Source organism: Streptomyces sp. NBC_00448 (assembly GCF_036014115.1).
In the GTDB taxonomy this organism is placed as follows: domain Bacteria; phylum Actinomycetota; class Actinomycetes; order Streptomycetales; family Streptomycetaceae; genus Actinacidiphila.
This window is the reverse complement of the sequence record NZ_CP107913.1, coordinates 9,370,148-9,383,764: the sequence shown is the minus strand read 5'-3', so window position 1 is coordinate 9,383,764 and position 13,617 is coordinate 9,370,148. Positions and strand designations below refer to the sequence as shown.

Sequence of the window (13,617 nt, the reverse complement as noted above, 5' to 3'; positions counted from 1 at the left end):
TCAGTCCGGGTCCCGGCCCACCCGCAGGGTCTCGCGCAGCACCTCCCACGCGTCGGCCACCGGACCCATGTGCCCGAGCTTGTCGGGGTTGATCACCGCACGGATCGTCCGGACCCGCCCCTCGACGATCTCCAGCGCGAGGATGTTGACCACCTTGCCGTCGCGGTCGCGCAGGACCGCGCCCGGCTGCCCGTTCACCTCCTGCCGCCGCATCACACCGCCGATCCGGGCGAACGGCGGCAGGAGCGAGGCGAGCAGCCGGCCCACCTTGTCCGCGCCGAAGAACTCCGGCGCCCACTGCGGTGCCTTGCCGCCGCCGTCGCCGACCATCCGGACGTCGGCGGCCAGCAGTTCCCGAAGGCCGTCGAGGTCGCCTTCGCGCAGGGCGTCGAAGAAGCGGGCGGCGAGTTCCTCGCGCTCCTTGCGGTCGGCCTCGAACCGGGGCCGGCCGTCGTCCATGTGACGGCGCGCCCGCACCGCGAGCTGGCGGCACGCCGCCTCCGACCGGCCCACGGCCGAGGCGATCTCCGGGAAGTCGAAGGCGAACACCTCCCGCAGCACGAACACCGCGCGCTCCAGCGGGCTGAGCCGCTCCAGCAGCAACAGGGCCGCCATCGACACCGAGTCGGCCAGCTCGGCCGAGCGCTCCGGGTCCTGGTACGGGTCGGCGAGCAGCGGCTCGGGGAACCACGGCCCGACGTACTCCTCCCGCCGGACGCGGGCCGAGCGCAGCACGTCGATCGCCACCCGGGTGACCACGGCCGACAGGAACGACCGGACCGACGCGGGCCGGGTCGGGGAGAGTTCGTAGCGCAGCCAGGTCTCCTGCACCGCGTCCTCGGCCTCGCTCACGCTGCCGGTGATCCGGTAGGCGATCGAGAAGAGCAGCGGCCGCAGTTCCTCGAAGTCCTCCGCCCGCGTCACGCCGTCGACTCCGCGAAGCCCTGCCGCCACGACGGATGCTCCGGCTGCCAGCCCAGCTCCCGCTTGGCCTTGGCGTTGGAGAAGCCGCGCCCTTCGGTCATCATCGCCACCACCACCTCACCGGCCAGCAACCGGGCCAGCCAGACGGGAATCCGCAGCGGCTTCTTCGCCCCCGCGCACGCCGCCAGGTGCGGCAACCACTCGGCGGCCGGGGCCGGTTCGTCGTCGACGATGTTGAACACGCCCGCCGCCTTCTGCTCCACGGCCAGCACGGTGGCGCCCGCCGCGTCGTCCAGGTGCACCCACGAGGCGTAGCCGCCGCCCGAGCCGACCAGCGGGAACTGCCGCTTGCGCACCAGCTCGATCTGGTCGTCGGTGGCGCCCGGCCCGTAGAACGCGCCGTACCGCAGGACCGCGCCGCCGGCCGCGCCGACCGCGGTCTCGACATGGCGCAGCGCCGCCATCGACGTGTGCGCCGCGGTCCCCTCGTACAGGTCCAACGGGTCGGCCTCGGTCTTGACCCAGCCGCCCTCGCGAAGGCCGTTCCAGTTGGCGTAGCCCTGGGCGACCACGTGGGAGACGCCGTTCGCCTCGGCGGCCTCCAGCAGGTGGTCGGTCCCCGCGGTGCGCAGCCGGATGGTGGGCAGCGCCCACCGGTCGAAGTGCTTCAGGTCGGCCTTGCCGGCGTGCGCCAGGGAGATCCCGGTCATCTGGTGCACGATCACGTCCGGCCGGGCGGCCGCCACCGCCCGGCCGACCGAGGCCGCGTCCAGGCCGTCCATGACGGCACCCGTCGCGCCCAGCCGCTCCAGCGCCTCCACCTTGGCCGCGCTCGTGGTCGTGGCCGTCACCTCATGACCGCGGTCCACCAGTCGCGGCACCAGCCGCCGCCCCAGCACCCCGGTCCCACCCGCCACGAACACCCGCATGACGATCACCCGTTCCTTCCGTCGGCCGACTCTCACCCCTCATGACGAGACAGCCCCGGCTCCTGTGACATCAGGGACGTGGCCGGGGTGGGGCGCCCGTGGGGTGGCGGGGTCCGGGGTCGGCGAGGACGGCGGGGCGGACCGCGTGCGGGCCGAAGCGGTGGCGGGCGCGGTCCGCGGCCTGTTCGGCGGCTCGGGCGCGGTGGTCGGCGGCGTCGAGGGAGAGCTGGTGGTGGGCGTCGGTGGCGGGGCGGAGCCGGTCGGCGCGCAGGGTGTAGCCGCGGACGCGGGCGCGTTGCAGGCCGAGGGAGTGCAGGAGGATCAGGGTGGCGGTGGCGAGGTCGGGGGTGTGGGCGGTGGGTTCGGGCAGGGTGCGGGTCCGGGTGGTGGTGGAGCGGTCGGCGTAGCGGAGGGTGAGGGTGAGGTGGTCGGTGGTGTGGGCGGCGTCGCGCAGGCTGGTGCCGAGTTCCTCGGTGAGGCGGAGGACGGCGCGGCGGTGCTGGTCGGGGTCGAGGGTGTCGTGTTCGGCGAGGTGGTGGGCGGTCAGGTGCAGGGCGGCGGGTCGGGGGGTGACGGGGCGGGGGTCGTGGCCGTGGGCGCGTTCGGCGAGCAGGCGGGCGGGGGCGGCGCCGAGGAGGCGTTGGAGGGTGGCGGGGGGCAGGTCGGCGACGTCACCGATGGTGGTGAGGCCGTAGCGGTGCAGGGTGTCGGCGGTGGCGCGGCCGATGCCGGGCAGGGCGGTGACCGGGTGAGGGTGCAGCCAGGTGGTGATGCCCTGGGGGTCGTGGGGGACGCGGGTGGTGTGTCCGGGTGGGCCGGCGGCCGCGGCCATGGCGGCGAGCATGCGGTTGGGGGCGAGCCCGGCGCTGGTCCGGACGCCGAAGAGGCCCGCCAGCCGCATGGCGATCATGTGGACCATGTCGTCGGCGGTCTTGTCGAAGTAGCGCAGGGCTCCGGTGATGTCGAGCTGGGCGGCGTCGGGCGGGAAGGGCTGGAGGCGCGGGGTGATGCCGGCCAGGGCGTCGAGGATCTCGGCGTACTGGTCGTCGGTGAGGGTGGCGTGCAGGTGCAGGTGGACGATGTACGTGGGGCGGGGCGGTGTCGTCATCGGGCGCCGTCGGGCGCTGCCGGGGGTCATCCGGCGCTGCCGGGACTGCGGTGGCCGAGGCGGCGCAGGTCGGCGGCGCGGGTGCCGGCGGGTTGGAGGTCGGCGTAGGGGTGCAGGCGCGCGCCCGCGGTGCCGTTGGTCAGCGTCCGGCCGTCGTCGGCGGGTTCGCCGGCCGGTGCGGGCCCGGTGGGCGGGGTCGGTGTGGGGTGGGGACCGGCGCCGAGGAGGTCCAGGGCGGCCTTGGGGCCGTGGTCGCGACGGGTGGCGGCGAGGTGGTCCAGGTCCCAGGCCATGGTGCCGACGATGGTGCGGCGCCCGCCGCGGACCTGGACGGTACCGCGGACCAGGAGCAGCGCGGAGTGGAAGACGGTGTGGGCGCAGGCTTCGTGGGAGTCCTCGAAGAACGCGAGGTCGACCAGGCCGGAGCCGTCTTCGAGGGTGGCGAAGATGATGCGCTTGCCCGAGGCGATGGGCGGGGTCTGCGTGGAGGCTTTGACGCCGGCGACCAGGACCTGACGGCCGGGCCGTACACGGGCGAGGTGCGCGGCATCGACGGCGCCGATCTCGCGCAGCAGCCGGTGGTGGTACTCCATGAGGTGCTGGGACACGTCGATGCCCAGGACGTGGAGCTCCGCGCCGAGGGCTTCCCGACCGGTCATCTCGCGCAGCCCGCTGGGTTCGGCGCCGCCCACCGGATCGGTGGTGAGCGGGACCTGGCCGTCGCTGGTGGTGCGGTTGCGGGTCTGGCGGTGCAGTTCGGTGATCTGCAGCAGCAGGTCCCTGCGGGTCAGCCGCCCGTCGTGCAGAGCGTCCAACGCGCCGATCTCGGCGAGGTGTTCGGCCAGCGGCCGGGACGGGCGGGCGCGCTGCCAGAAGTCGGACAGGGAGGTGTACGGCTGACCCGCCGTGATCCGCTCGGTCTCCGCTTCGGTGATGCCGCGTACCGCGCTCAGCGCGAGCCGCACGCCGAAGCGGCCCGGCCCGGCCGGAGCGCCGGGCGCGGCCCGTACACCTTGCTCGATCGGCTCGATCGGCTCGATCGGCTCGACGGGCTCGACCGGTTCGACCGTGTGCTGGAGCCGGGAGCGGTTGACGTCGACGGGCAGCACCGGCACGTCATGCCGGCGGGCGTCGGACACGATGACGCGTTTGGGCCACATGCCCGGGTCGTGCTCCAGCAGGCCCGCGTACAGCGCGGCCGGATGGTGGGCCTTCAGCCACGCCGACTGCAGGGCCGGTACGGCGAAGGCGACGGCGTGCGCGCGGCAGAACCCGTACGCGCCGAACGCCTCCACGGTCTGCCAGACCGTGTCGCGTACGGGCTGGGTGTAGCCGCGGGCGGCGGCCCGCTGGTGGAACCAGGTCCGGAGCTTCGGCAGCCGCGCCCGGTCGGCCAGCGCGCGGCGGGCGATCTCGGCGAGTGCGTAGTCGCAGCCGGTCATGACCGCGAGCGTCATGATGATCTGCTCGTGCCAGATCGTCACGCCGTAGGTGTCGGCCAGGACGGGTTCGAGGTGCGGGTGCGGGTAGGCGGGATCGCCGCCGTGGCGGGCGGCGATGTACCGCTCGGGCATCCCGCCGGCCACCGGCCCGGGGCGGAACAGCGAGATGTCGGCGATGACGTCCTGCGGGTCGCGCGGCTGCAGACGCGACAACAGGTCCTGCTGGCCCGGTGATTCGAGCTGGAACATGCCGAGGGTGTCGCTGTTCTGGATGAGCTTGAAGGCGAAGAAGTCGTCCAGCGGGACCTGCGCGCCGTCGTCGAGGTCGATGTGCTCGCCCGTGACGCGCGCCACCTCCTGCACGGCGTGCGCCATCGCGGACTGCATCCGCACCCCCAGCACGTCCAGCTTGATCAGCCCGAGCGCCTCCACCTCCTCCTTGGCGGCCTGCACCATCGGATACCGGTCGGCCGGGGTGGGCTGCACCGGCAGCCGGTCCAGCAGGGTGCCGTCGCTGATGATGACCCCGCACGGGTGCATCGCCATGCCCCGCACCAGCGCGTCCAGCCCCTCGGCCAGCTCGAACAGCGGCCCGAACCGTCCCGTCGCCGCCTGCGCCGCCAGCGCCCGCAACTCGGGCAGCTCGGCGAGCGCGCCGGTGACGTCACCCGCCCTCAGGTGCGGGAACGACTTCGCGATCCGGTCCACCTCGCCGGGTGCGATGCCCAGGGCGAGACCGGTGTCCCGAAGCGCGTGCCGGGCCCGGTACGTCTCGGGCATCGCGGTGACCGCGACCCGCTCGGTCCCGAACCGGTCGATGATCGCGTCGTACGCCTCCAGCCGTCGCGCGCTCTCCACGTCGATGTCGATGTCCGGCAGCCCGGCCCGCCGTACCGACAGGAACCGCTCGAACAGCAGCCGGTGCTGGAGCGGGTTGGCGGTGGCGATCCGCAGCGCGTGGCAGACCAGCGAACCGGCGCCCGAGCCGCGGGCGGCCACCCGGATGCCCAGGGCCCGGATGTCGGCGACGGCCTGGCCGACCGCGAGGAAGTACGCGTCGTAGCCGAGCCGGCCGATGACCTCCAGTTCCTGCTCCAGCCGCGCACGGGCCGCGCGGTCGCGGTCCAGGCCGCGGTCGGCCAGGCCGGCCTCGCACCGCTCCCGCAGCGCGGCCGCCGCGCCCCCCGGCCCGTCGCCGGCGCCCACCACCCGCGCCTCGGGGAAGTGCGCCACGCCCAGGCCCAGGTCCGCCACCGGGTCGATCCGGCAGGAGTCCGCGGTCGCGGCCGTGTCCGCCAGCAGCAGCTCGGCACGCCGCCCGTCGCCGCCCGCGCACCGGGCGATCTCGCGCGCGGCGTGGGACATCGCGGCCGGGTCCTTCAGCCACCGCTCCCCCGAATCCAGCCGCCGCCGGTCGATCGGCCGCAGCAGCCGCGCCGCGTCCAGGACATCGGCCAGCCGGTGCTGTCCCGGGTCGGCGTACCGGACCGCATTGGTCAGGACGGCGGTGGTCCCGGTCCGGTCGGCGAGCGCCACCGTACGGGCGGCCAGCCGCAACGACCCCGGGCCCGTACCGCCCCGCCCGTGCCAGACCGCCTCCATCCGCACCCCCGGCCCGAACACCTCCCGCCACGGCCCCAGCAACCGCACCGCCACGTCCTCCCGCCCCGCCGACAGCGCCCGCACCGGCTCCGAGACCGGCCCCAGCAGTACGACCAGCCCCGGCCCGCCGTACATACGCAGCGCCTCCCACGACACCACCGGGCTCCCGCCGCGCGGCACGGCGGCGTGCGCGGCCGACACCAGCCGGCACAGCCGCGCCCAGCCGGCCCGGTCCTGCGCCAGCAGCACGACCCGCAGCCCCGGCTCGACCACGTGCGCGCCGCCGCGCGCCGGCGCCGGACCGCGCCGCCCGGGGGCAGGCGGCACCAGCGGTTCCACGGCCACGTCCACGCCGAACACCGGGCGCACCCCGCTCGCCGCGCACGCCTGGGCGAACCGCACCACGCCGGTCACGGTGTCCCGGTCGGTCACCGCGAGGGTGTCCATCCCGCGCTCCGCCGCCCGCGCCACCAGCTGCTCGGGGTGCGAGGCGCCGTACCGGGGCGAGTAACCGGACGCGACGTGCAGATGGGCGAAGCCCACCACCGCGCACCTCCATCACTCCGCCCCTCTCAGCGCGCTCCGGCCGACCCGGCCGAAACCCTTGTTCGCACGTTCGTTCGATTAGGGTAACGCGATTTCCCCAGGTCAGCGACCCGGCCCGCCGGCAACCCACGACTCGGCCCGCACACAAGCGAGTTGACCGATCAGGGGCGGCGCCCGGCCGCATCGGCAGCCACCCCCGCGACGCACCCGGCACCCGCGGGGCCACCCGGGCCTCCCCCGCCGAGGTCGATGCCGCTGAGGTCGATACCGCCGTACGAGCGGCGCCCGGCCGCATCGGCTCGCCGGACACATCGGCTCGCCGGACGCGAAGAGCGGGAGCCCGGCGTGCTCCGGCTCCCGCTCCCGCTGCCCGCTCGATCGACAGACCCTCGTCCGGTCAGGGCCGAAAGCTGGCCCGGTACTCCGTCGGCGTGCGGCCGGTCAGCTCCCTGAATGCGGCGTTGAACGCCGAGAGCGAGGTGTATCCGACCATGAATGCGATCTTGGTCACCGGGGTGTCACCCGCGGCGAGTTCCTCGATCGCACCCAGGACCCGCATCCGGCGCAGGACAGCCCGCCAGGTCATGCCGGTCTCCTCCTCGAAGCGCCGTGCCAGCGACCGCGGCGCGAGGCCGACTTCGTCCGCCACGTCCTCGAAACGGAGCTCACCGCCGAGCCGCCGCTCGGTCAGCTCGAGGGCCCGGCGAAGCTCCGGTGATCGGCCCGCCGGGACGGCGACCGGGCTCGGCTGCTCGGCGAGCCGCCAGGTCACCGCGGCGAGCGCGGCGAACAGCGTCTCCGCGTACACCGTGAGGGGCTCGTCGCACTCGCCCCACGTGCGGCACTCGGTCAGCAGTGCGCGGGCCAGCGGGTTGAGGTCGAACACGGTCAAGGGTGCCGGCGGGGCCGGAGCGAATCGGGTGTCGAACAGGACCGACGCGGTCGTGACCGGCCGTGGGATGCTCACCCGGATATGCCGGCCCGCCTCGATCAGGGCGGCCCGCGCCGGCGGCAGCAGCCATGCCTGGCCCTGCGCCTCCAGCCGGAGGGTTCCGGCGGAGGCGCAGAGCAGGTAATGGCGGTCCGCACACAGGTCGCGAGCGAACTCCGGCGCGAACGTGCGGACGAAGGCGTACGCCCTCCGGGTCATCGACAGCCTCGCACAGCCCGATCCCAGGAGTCCGTCGCGCCGCCGGTCACGCCACCGTCTCCAGCAAGTCGGCGCGAAAGCGCCGACTCACCGGTGCTCCGGTCATCATCGGCCGAATCGCGTCGCTCAGTCGGGCGAAGGAGTCCGACCTCAGGTAGTCGGCGAACGACGCCTCGTCGTCCCACTCGTGGACCACGGCGACTGCGACGTCGTCCTCACGCGCGGCGTAGACCCGGAAGGCGATGTTGCCCGGCATGGCGCGTACCCGATGAGCCTCCCCGTCGAATCGGGCGAGGACAGCGGGCCGGTCGGTGGCGGCAGTCCTGAAATCGAGGATCGCGATGAACACGGGGATCTCCTTGGCAAGGCGGCGACGGCCGCGGGTCGGATGGCCCCGATCCTCCGGCAGCACGCGCCCGGCCCGCCTCTGTCAGCCGGACCCGTTCACGCTCCCAGCGGACACGCCCGCTCTTCGCCCGGCCGGCGGGATCAACGCGCAGGACCCGTGTCCGCGGACGGTTTCGGTGGCGGGCCTCCTTGGTGCGCCAGGAGGCGGGTGATCCCGGTGCGGACGAACTCCCGGGCCAGTTCCGCGCGTCGGGCCGGCCAGCCGGCGGACGCGGACGGGTCCGCCAGGCGGTCCGTCCGGTATCTGCGTCGACGGATGTCGTCGACGACCTCCGCCGGCGCTCCCAGGGAGCGCAGTTCTTCGAGGGCTTCGCGCTTGGTGACCAGCCGGCCGTCGCGCAGGGTCACCGATGCCCTCGCGAAGGTCAGCATTCCCAGGTCCACCCAGATGTCCTGGAGCCACAGCGCGGCCTTGGCGTCGCCCGTCACACGCAGCCAGTAGTCCGCCAACTCGGCACGGACGAAGCCGGCGAGCTCCTGGTCGCTCACCTCGGGCAGCAGGCCGCCCGGCGGCGGCCCACTCAAGACCGTTGCTCCCAGGGCAAGTTCGCGTCGGCTCACAGGGGTGACCGGACGCTCGAACCACTCGCCCTGAGCCCAGGTCGGATGCGCCCGCGCCGGATCGGACTCCGCCCCCTTGGGCACGTAGGTGCAGTGCAGGGTCCGGGCCAGGGGGACATCGGCGACCAAACGTCCATGGACGGACCGCAGTTCCTCCTGCTGCGCGTCGGTGGGTGCCGCGCCGACCAGCGCCACCAGATCGAGATCGCTGCGTCCCACCTGGTAGTCCCCCAGGGCCAGCGATCCGTGCGCCCAGAGGGCGACCAGGGGCACCACCGCTTCGATATCGGACCTGAAGCGTTCGAGCAGGGGCTTCACCTGCTCCCGGACCGGGTCTTCTTCGGCGGACAACGTGAAGCTCACTCTCCTCTGGCTGCTACCCGTCCAGGGCCGGCCGTTCCGCCCTCGCCGTCACGGCAACCACCCTACCGATCAAACCGATCGAGACCGCCTCCGAGGGACGCTCGCGTACTGCGGCGGTGAGGTCCTCGCAGGGAGCGGCCGGAGCGGAGGCGGGCCGTCCGTTTCCGGGTCGTCATCTCCCCGCCCGGTGAGGCGAATTGCCCCGACATGACGCCAAACTCCCCTTTTCCCGAGGCGCACTTGGCGCGGTCTTTGCCGATCGTTGGCACGAACGGGTGCCTCCCCGTCGGTGATTGTCTGCACACTGTCAATCACTGGCGGCACGCTAACCCCACTGACCGCCGCTGGTTACACGCCTGCACCGCGAGATCCGCGAGAAGGAGCAGCATGTCGGCAACCAAGCGCTTCACCGCCGCAACAGCCGTCAGCGCGGCGGTCCTGTCCGCACTGGCCACCGCCCCGGCCGTGGCGAGCGCCGCCCCCACGGTATTCCAGGCGCCGGTCGGCAGCCACCGTGTCATCGGCCCCGACGGCCGCATCGAGCACAGCACCAGCTCCAACTGGGCCGGCTACGCGGCCACCGGACAGACCTTCAGCAGTGTCTCGTCCAGCTGGGTGCAGCCGGCGGTCAGCTGCTCCGGCTCGACGGCCTACTCGTCGTTCTGGATCGGCCTGGACGGCGACGGCAGCAACTCGGTGGAGCAGACCGGCAGCGAGGGCGACTGCTCGGGCGGCAGCCCCCAGTACTACGCCTGGTACGAGATGTACCCGGCGTACCCGGTGAACTACAGCAACACCGTGAAGGCGGGCGACCACTTCACCTCGACGGTCAGCGTCAGCGGGACCAAGTACACGCTCACGCTCTCCGACACCACCCAGGGGTGGACGAAGACCACCACCAAGTCGCAGAGCGGCCTGTCCAACGCGTCCGCCGAGATCATCGCCGAGGCGCCGTCCAGCTCCACCGGCGTGCTCCCGCTGGCGAACTTCGGCACGGCGTCGTTCACCAACGCCACCGCCAACGGCCAGCCGATAGGCAGCTTCTCGCCCGACCAGATCAACATGGCCTCGGGCAGCACCACGAAGGCGACCACCTCGGCGCTGTCGTCGAGCGAGAACTTCACGGTGACCTGGAAGCACAGCTGACCGCGACGTCGTAGGGCCGCATCCGTGAGGACGGCGGCCGGCTGACCCCCTCGGCCCCGCCCGGACCTGCCCCGGGCGGGGCCGAGTGGCGCCCGGGCCGAGTGGCGGCAGGGGCGGGCGACAGCGGGGACGGGTGGCGGCAGGGGCGGATGCGGCAGGGGTGGTTTCGGGACGTGACGGTCGGGTACCCGATGAAGCCAAGCCCCGGCCGGGGGCGCGGTGGATGTGCCGCGCGGCCCGGCGATCGACAAGGGAGGCCATCGCCGCATGACGGACCAGGGAACCAACAAGACCGGCTTCGCCCGTGACGACGAACTGAAGAGGGAGACGCAGGTCGCGCTGAAGGCGAACCGGGCGGTGCAGGCCGGCGAGGAACTCGCCGAGCCCCAGCCCTCCGACCAGGACCCGACCCTCACCGCGCCCGCCCGCGGTGGCGCCGCACCGGCCGGGATGACGCCGCAGGGCGTCTACGTGCGCAGCGACCTGGCCAGGCATCTCGACCGCAGCGTCTACCCGGCCCGCCGCAGCGCCCTGCTCGGCGCGCTCCACCGCCACCAGGCACCGGACACGCTCGTCGAGCGGGTGGCCGGCCTTCCCCCGGACGAGATCTACCCGAACGTCCAGGCCGTCGTGCAGGCCCTGGGCTACGGGACCGAGGACCGCCGCGACTGAGCGGCCCGCCCGCCCCGCCGCTCCCCCGGAATCAGGGCGCCCCTCCGGAAACGGGTTCCCCTGCCAGGGACGAGGGCTGGCGCCAGCAAGATCGGCGCCCCCTCCACGGACCGGGGCTCCCGTCCGCGAGCGGGCCGCCCCTCCACCCCCGAGGGCCGCCGTCCCACCGGCGCATCCGGATCGCTAGATTCGCGGTGTGACCGGTGAGCCGGCGCCCGCCGCTGGGGCGCGCACGACATGCGAGGCCGTCCCTGTCGCGGTACGGAACGGTGGCCACGGGGACGTGGCCGAGGTGGTGCGGCTGCGGCGGGTGATGTTCGCGGCGATGACCGGGACCGACGCGCCCGGGCCGTGGGAGGCCGAGGCGCGGCGGCTGCTGGCCGGGCAACTGGCCGTCCCCGACCCGGCGACCGGGGTGTTCGTGGTGGACGCCGACCAGGGTGCCGGGCTGGCCGCGTGCGCGGTGGGCACCGTCGAGCAGCGGCTGCCCTCGCCGTCGTCGCCCGCCGGCCGGTTCGGCTTCATCTTCAACGTGTGCACCGATCCGGAGTACCGCGGGCGCGGCTACGCGGGGGCGGTGACCGAGGCGCTGCTCGACTGGTTCGCGGCGCACGGCGTGACACGGGTGGACCTGCACGCCACGCCCGAAGCCGAGCACCTTTACCGGGAGTTGGGGTTCGCGGCCCACTCCACGGCGCTGTCGCTCGACGTCTCCGGCCGCGCCGGGGCCTGACCGGCGTCCGCCCCCGGCCGTACCGCCACGGATTCCTGCGCCGCCACGGACTCCGGCGCGGCCTCGGACCCCGCCACCCTGCGGCCGGTCACCCTACGGCTCCGCCCGGCCGTGGTGCGCTGCCCGCGCTCCAGTGCGGCGGAGATCAGCGCCAGGACCAGCGCCCCGGCGGTGAGCGCCGCGCCGACCCAGTTCGCCGCGGTGTAGGAGTGGCCGGCCGAGATGACCAGTCCGCCCAGCCACGCGGCGAGCGCGTTGCCGAGGTTGAAGGCGCCGATGTTGAGCGCCGAGGCGAGGGTGGGTGCGCCGGACGCCTGGTCCAGCACCCGCTTCTGCAGCGGCGGCACCGTGGCGAAGCCGAGCGCGCCGATCAGGAAGACGGTCACCGCGGCGGCGGTCTTGTCGTGCGCGGTGACGGTGAACGCGGCCAGTACGACGCCGAGCGCGCCGAGCGCCGTGAACAGCATCGGCATCAGGTGCCGGTCGGCGAACCGGCCGCCGACCAGGTTGCCCGCGACCATGCCGAGCCCGAACAGCACCAGCAGCCAGGTCACCGAGCCGTCGGCGTACCCGGTGACGTCGGTCATCATCGGCGCGAGGTAGGTGATGGCGGCGAACACCCCGCCGAAGCCGAGCACGGTCATCGCCATGGCGAGCAGCACCTGCGGCTTGCGCAGCACCGCGACCTCGTGCCGCAGCCGCACGCCCTCGGGCCTGGGCAGGTCGGGGACGAGCTTCACCACGCCGAGCAGCCCGAGCACGCCGAGCCCGGCGACCAGCACGAACGTGATCCGCCAGCCCGCGCTCTGCCCGACGAAGGTGCCGAGCGGCACCCCGACGACGTTGGCGACCGTCAGCCCGGTGAACATCATGGCGATCGCGCCGGCCCGCTTGTGCGGGGCGACCAGTTCCGAGGCCACCACCGAGCCGATGCCGAAGAACGCGCCGTGTGCGAGGGAGGCGATCACCCGGCCGACGAGCATCACCGCGAGCACCGGCGCGACCGCGGAGACCAGGTTGCCGACCACGAACAGCCCCATCAGCAGGATCAGCATCCGTTTGCGGGAGACCTTCGTGCCCAGCGCGGTCATCAGAGGGGCGCCCGCGACGACACCGAGCGCGTACCCGGTGACGAGCAGGCCCGCGGTGGGCACGGAGACGCCGTAGTCGCCGGCGATCTGCGGGAGCAGGCCGACGACGACGAACTCGGTGGTGCCGATGCCGAAGGCCCCGATGGCGAGGGCCAGGAGCGCGAGGGGCATGGAAGGGCCTTTCGAAGGGGAGGGCAGGGCGGCACACCCCGCCGACTAGCAGGCATGCGCGGTTATCAGGCGCCCACAATACTTGCACGCGCTGGTTATCTGCAAGCGCGCTATGATGTCGGTATGACCGCCACCGACCCGGCACTGACCGCCCTGGCCGACAGCTGGTGCGCGCTGTCCTTGCTGCACGGCCGTATCGAGGCGCACATCGAGCGGGCCCTGCAGTCCGGCCACGGCCTGAGCGTGCGCGAGTTCTCGCTGCTCGACGTGCTCAGCCGGCAGCACGACGGCGACGGCGGCCACCTCCAGATGAAGCAGGTCGCCGACGCGGTGGTGCTCAGCCAGTCCGCGACCACCCGCCTGGTGACGCGGCTGGAGGAGCGCGGGCTGCTCTCCCGCTACCTGTGCCCGACCGACCGGCGCGGCATCTACACCGACGTCACCCCGGCCGGCCGCGACCTGCTCGCGGCGGCCCGCCCCACCAACAACGCGGCCCTGCGCGAAGCGCTCGACCACGCCGCGGCCGACCCGCAGCTCGCGCCGCTGGTCACCGCCGTGGAGGAGATCCGCCGCCCGACGGCGGTCCGACCCTGACCTTCGCGCCGACCGCCGCGTAGGGCGCAGCGCGTACGGCGCAGCTCGCATACGGCCGGCTCACGTACGGCTCGACCCGTGCACGGGTCGACGGCTCAGCCCGCGCACGGCTCACCCGCGTACGGCTCGGCCCCGGATGCCGAACCGCCGGACGGCGCACCGCCGGAACCACGAACG

The 13,617-nt window shown here is 73.8% G+C and carries 11 protein-coding genes and 1 pseudogene; 4 read left to right on the top strand and 8 right to left on the bottom strand.

Annotated features, from left to right (window positions below):
* The 7 genes from OG370_RS40300 to OG370_RS40270 form a co-directional block, all read right to left on the bottom strand.
* The gene (locus tag OG370_RS40300; RefSeq protein ID WP_328473328.1) at positions 1-924 is read right to left on the bottom strand and encodes an RNA polymerase sigma-70 factor; all 924 of its coding nucleotides are present in this window, start codon (positions 922-924) and stop codon (positions 1-3) included.
* The gene (locus tag OG370_RS40295) at positions 921-1,853 is read right to left on the bottom strand and encodes an NAD-dependent epimerase/dehydratase family protein (protein WP_328473327.1); all 933 of its coding nucleotides are present in this window, start codon (positions 1,851-1,853) and stop codon (positions 921-923) included. The genes OG370_RS40300 and OG370_RS40295 overlap by 4 nt, the downstream gene beginning before the upstream one ends.
* Before the next feature lie 70 nt (positions 1,854-1,923).
* Positions 1,924-2,961 (bottom strand): DNA polymerase Y family protein, encoded by a 1,038-nt coding sequence (locus OG370_RS40290; RefSeq protein ID WP_328473326.1) that lies wholly within the window; start codon positions 2,959-2,961, stop codon positions 1,924-1,926.
* Positions 2,962-2,987: 26 nt separating this feature from the next.
* Entirely contained in the window at positions 2,988-6,551 is a 3,564-nt protein-coding gene (locus OG370_RS40285; protein ID WP_328473325.1) for a DNA polymerase III subunit alpha, read from the bottom strand.
* Positions 6,552-6,948: 397 nt separating this feature from the next.
* Positions 6,949-7,701, bottom strand: a complete 753-nt coding sequence (locus tag OG370_RS40280) for a helix-turn-helix transcriptional regulator (RefSeq protein ID WP_328473324.1) — start codon at positions 7,699-7,701, stop codon at positions 6,949-6,951.
* A 46-nt stretch (positions 7,702-7,747) separates the two neighbouring features.
* On the bottom strand, positions 7,748-8,050 hold the full coding sequence (locus OG370_RS40275) for an antibiotic biosynthesis monooxygenase family protein (protein WP_328473322.1): 303 nt from the start codon (positions 8,048-8,050) through the stop codon (positions 7,748-7,750).
* Positions 8,051-8,190: 140 nt separating this feature from the next.
* Positions 8,191-9,021, bottom strand: a complete 831-nt coding sequence (locus OG370_RS40270; protein WP_328473320.1) for a hypothetical protein — start codon at positions 9,019-9,021, stop codon at positions 8,191-8,193.
* 399 nt (positions 9,022-9,420) lie between these two features.
* Here OG370_RS40270 and OG370_RS40265 point away from each other — a divergent pair, with 399 nt between their 5' ends.
* The 3 genes from OG370_RS40265 to OG370_RS40255 all read left to right on the top strand — a co-directional run bounded on the left by OG370_RS40265 (position 9,421) and on the right by OG370_RS40255 (position 11,584).
* The gene (locus OG370_RS40265; protein ID WP_328473318.1) at positions 9,421-10,179 is read left to right on the top strand and encodes a G1 family glutamic endopeptidase; all 759 of its coding nucleotides are present in this window, start codon (positions 9,421-9,423) and stop codon (positions 10,177-10,179) included.
* A gap of 267 nt (positions 10,180-10,446) precedes the next feature.
* On the top strand, positions 10,447-10,851 hold the full coding sequence (locus tag OG370_RS40260) for a DUF2795 domain-containing protein (protein WP_328473316.1): 405 nt from the start codon (positions 10,447-10,449) through the stop codon (positions 10,849-10,851).
* A 313-nt stretch (positions 10,852-11,164) separates the two neighbouring features.
* The gene (locus tag OG370_RS40255) at positions 11,165-11,584 is read left to right on the top strand and encodes a GNAT family N-acetyltransferase (RefSeq protein ID WP_328474864.1); all 420 of its coding nucleotides are present in this window, start codon (positions 11,165-11,167) and stop codon (positions 11,582-11,584) included.
* Positions 11,585-11,622: 38 nt separating this feature from the next.
* Here OG370_RS40255 and OG370_RS40250 read toward each other — a convergent pair.
* Positions 11,623-12,846: pseudogene (locus OG370_RS40250) on the bottom strand (MFS transporter); the annotation flags it as partial.
* A gap of 123 nt (positions 12,847-12,969) precedes the next feature.
* Between OG370_RS40250 and OG370_RS40245 the strand changes: the two are divergent.
* A complete protein-coding gene (locus OG370_RS40245) occupies positions 12,970-13,440 on the top strand; it encodes a MarR family winged helix-turn-helix transcriptional regulator (RefSeq protein ID WP_328473314.1) in 471 nt (156 codons plus the stop codon).
* The last annotated feature ends 177 nt before the right edge of the window (positions 13,441-13,617 follow it).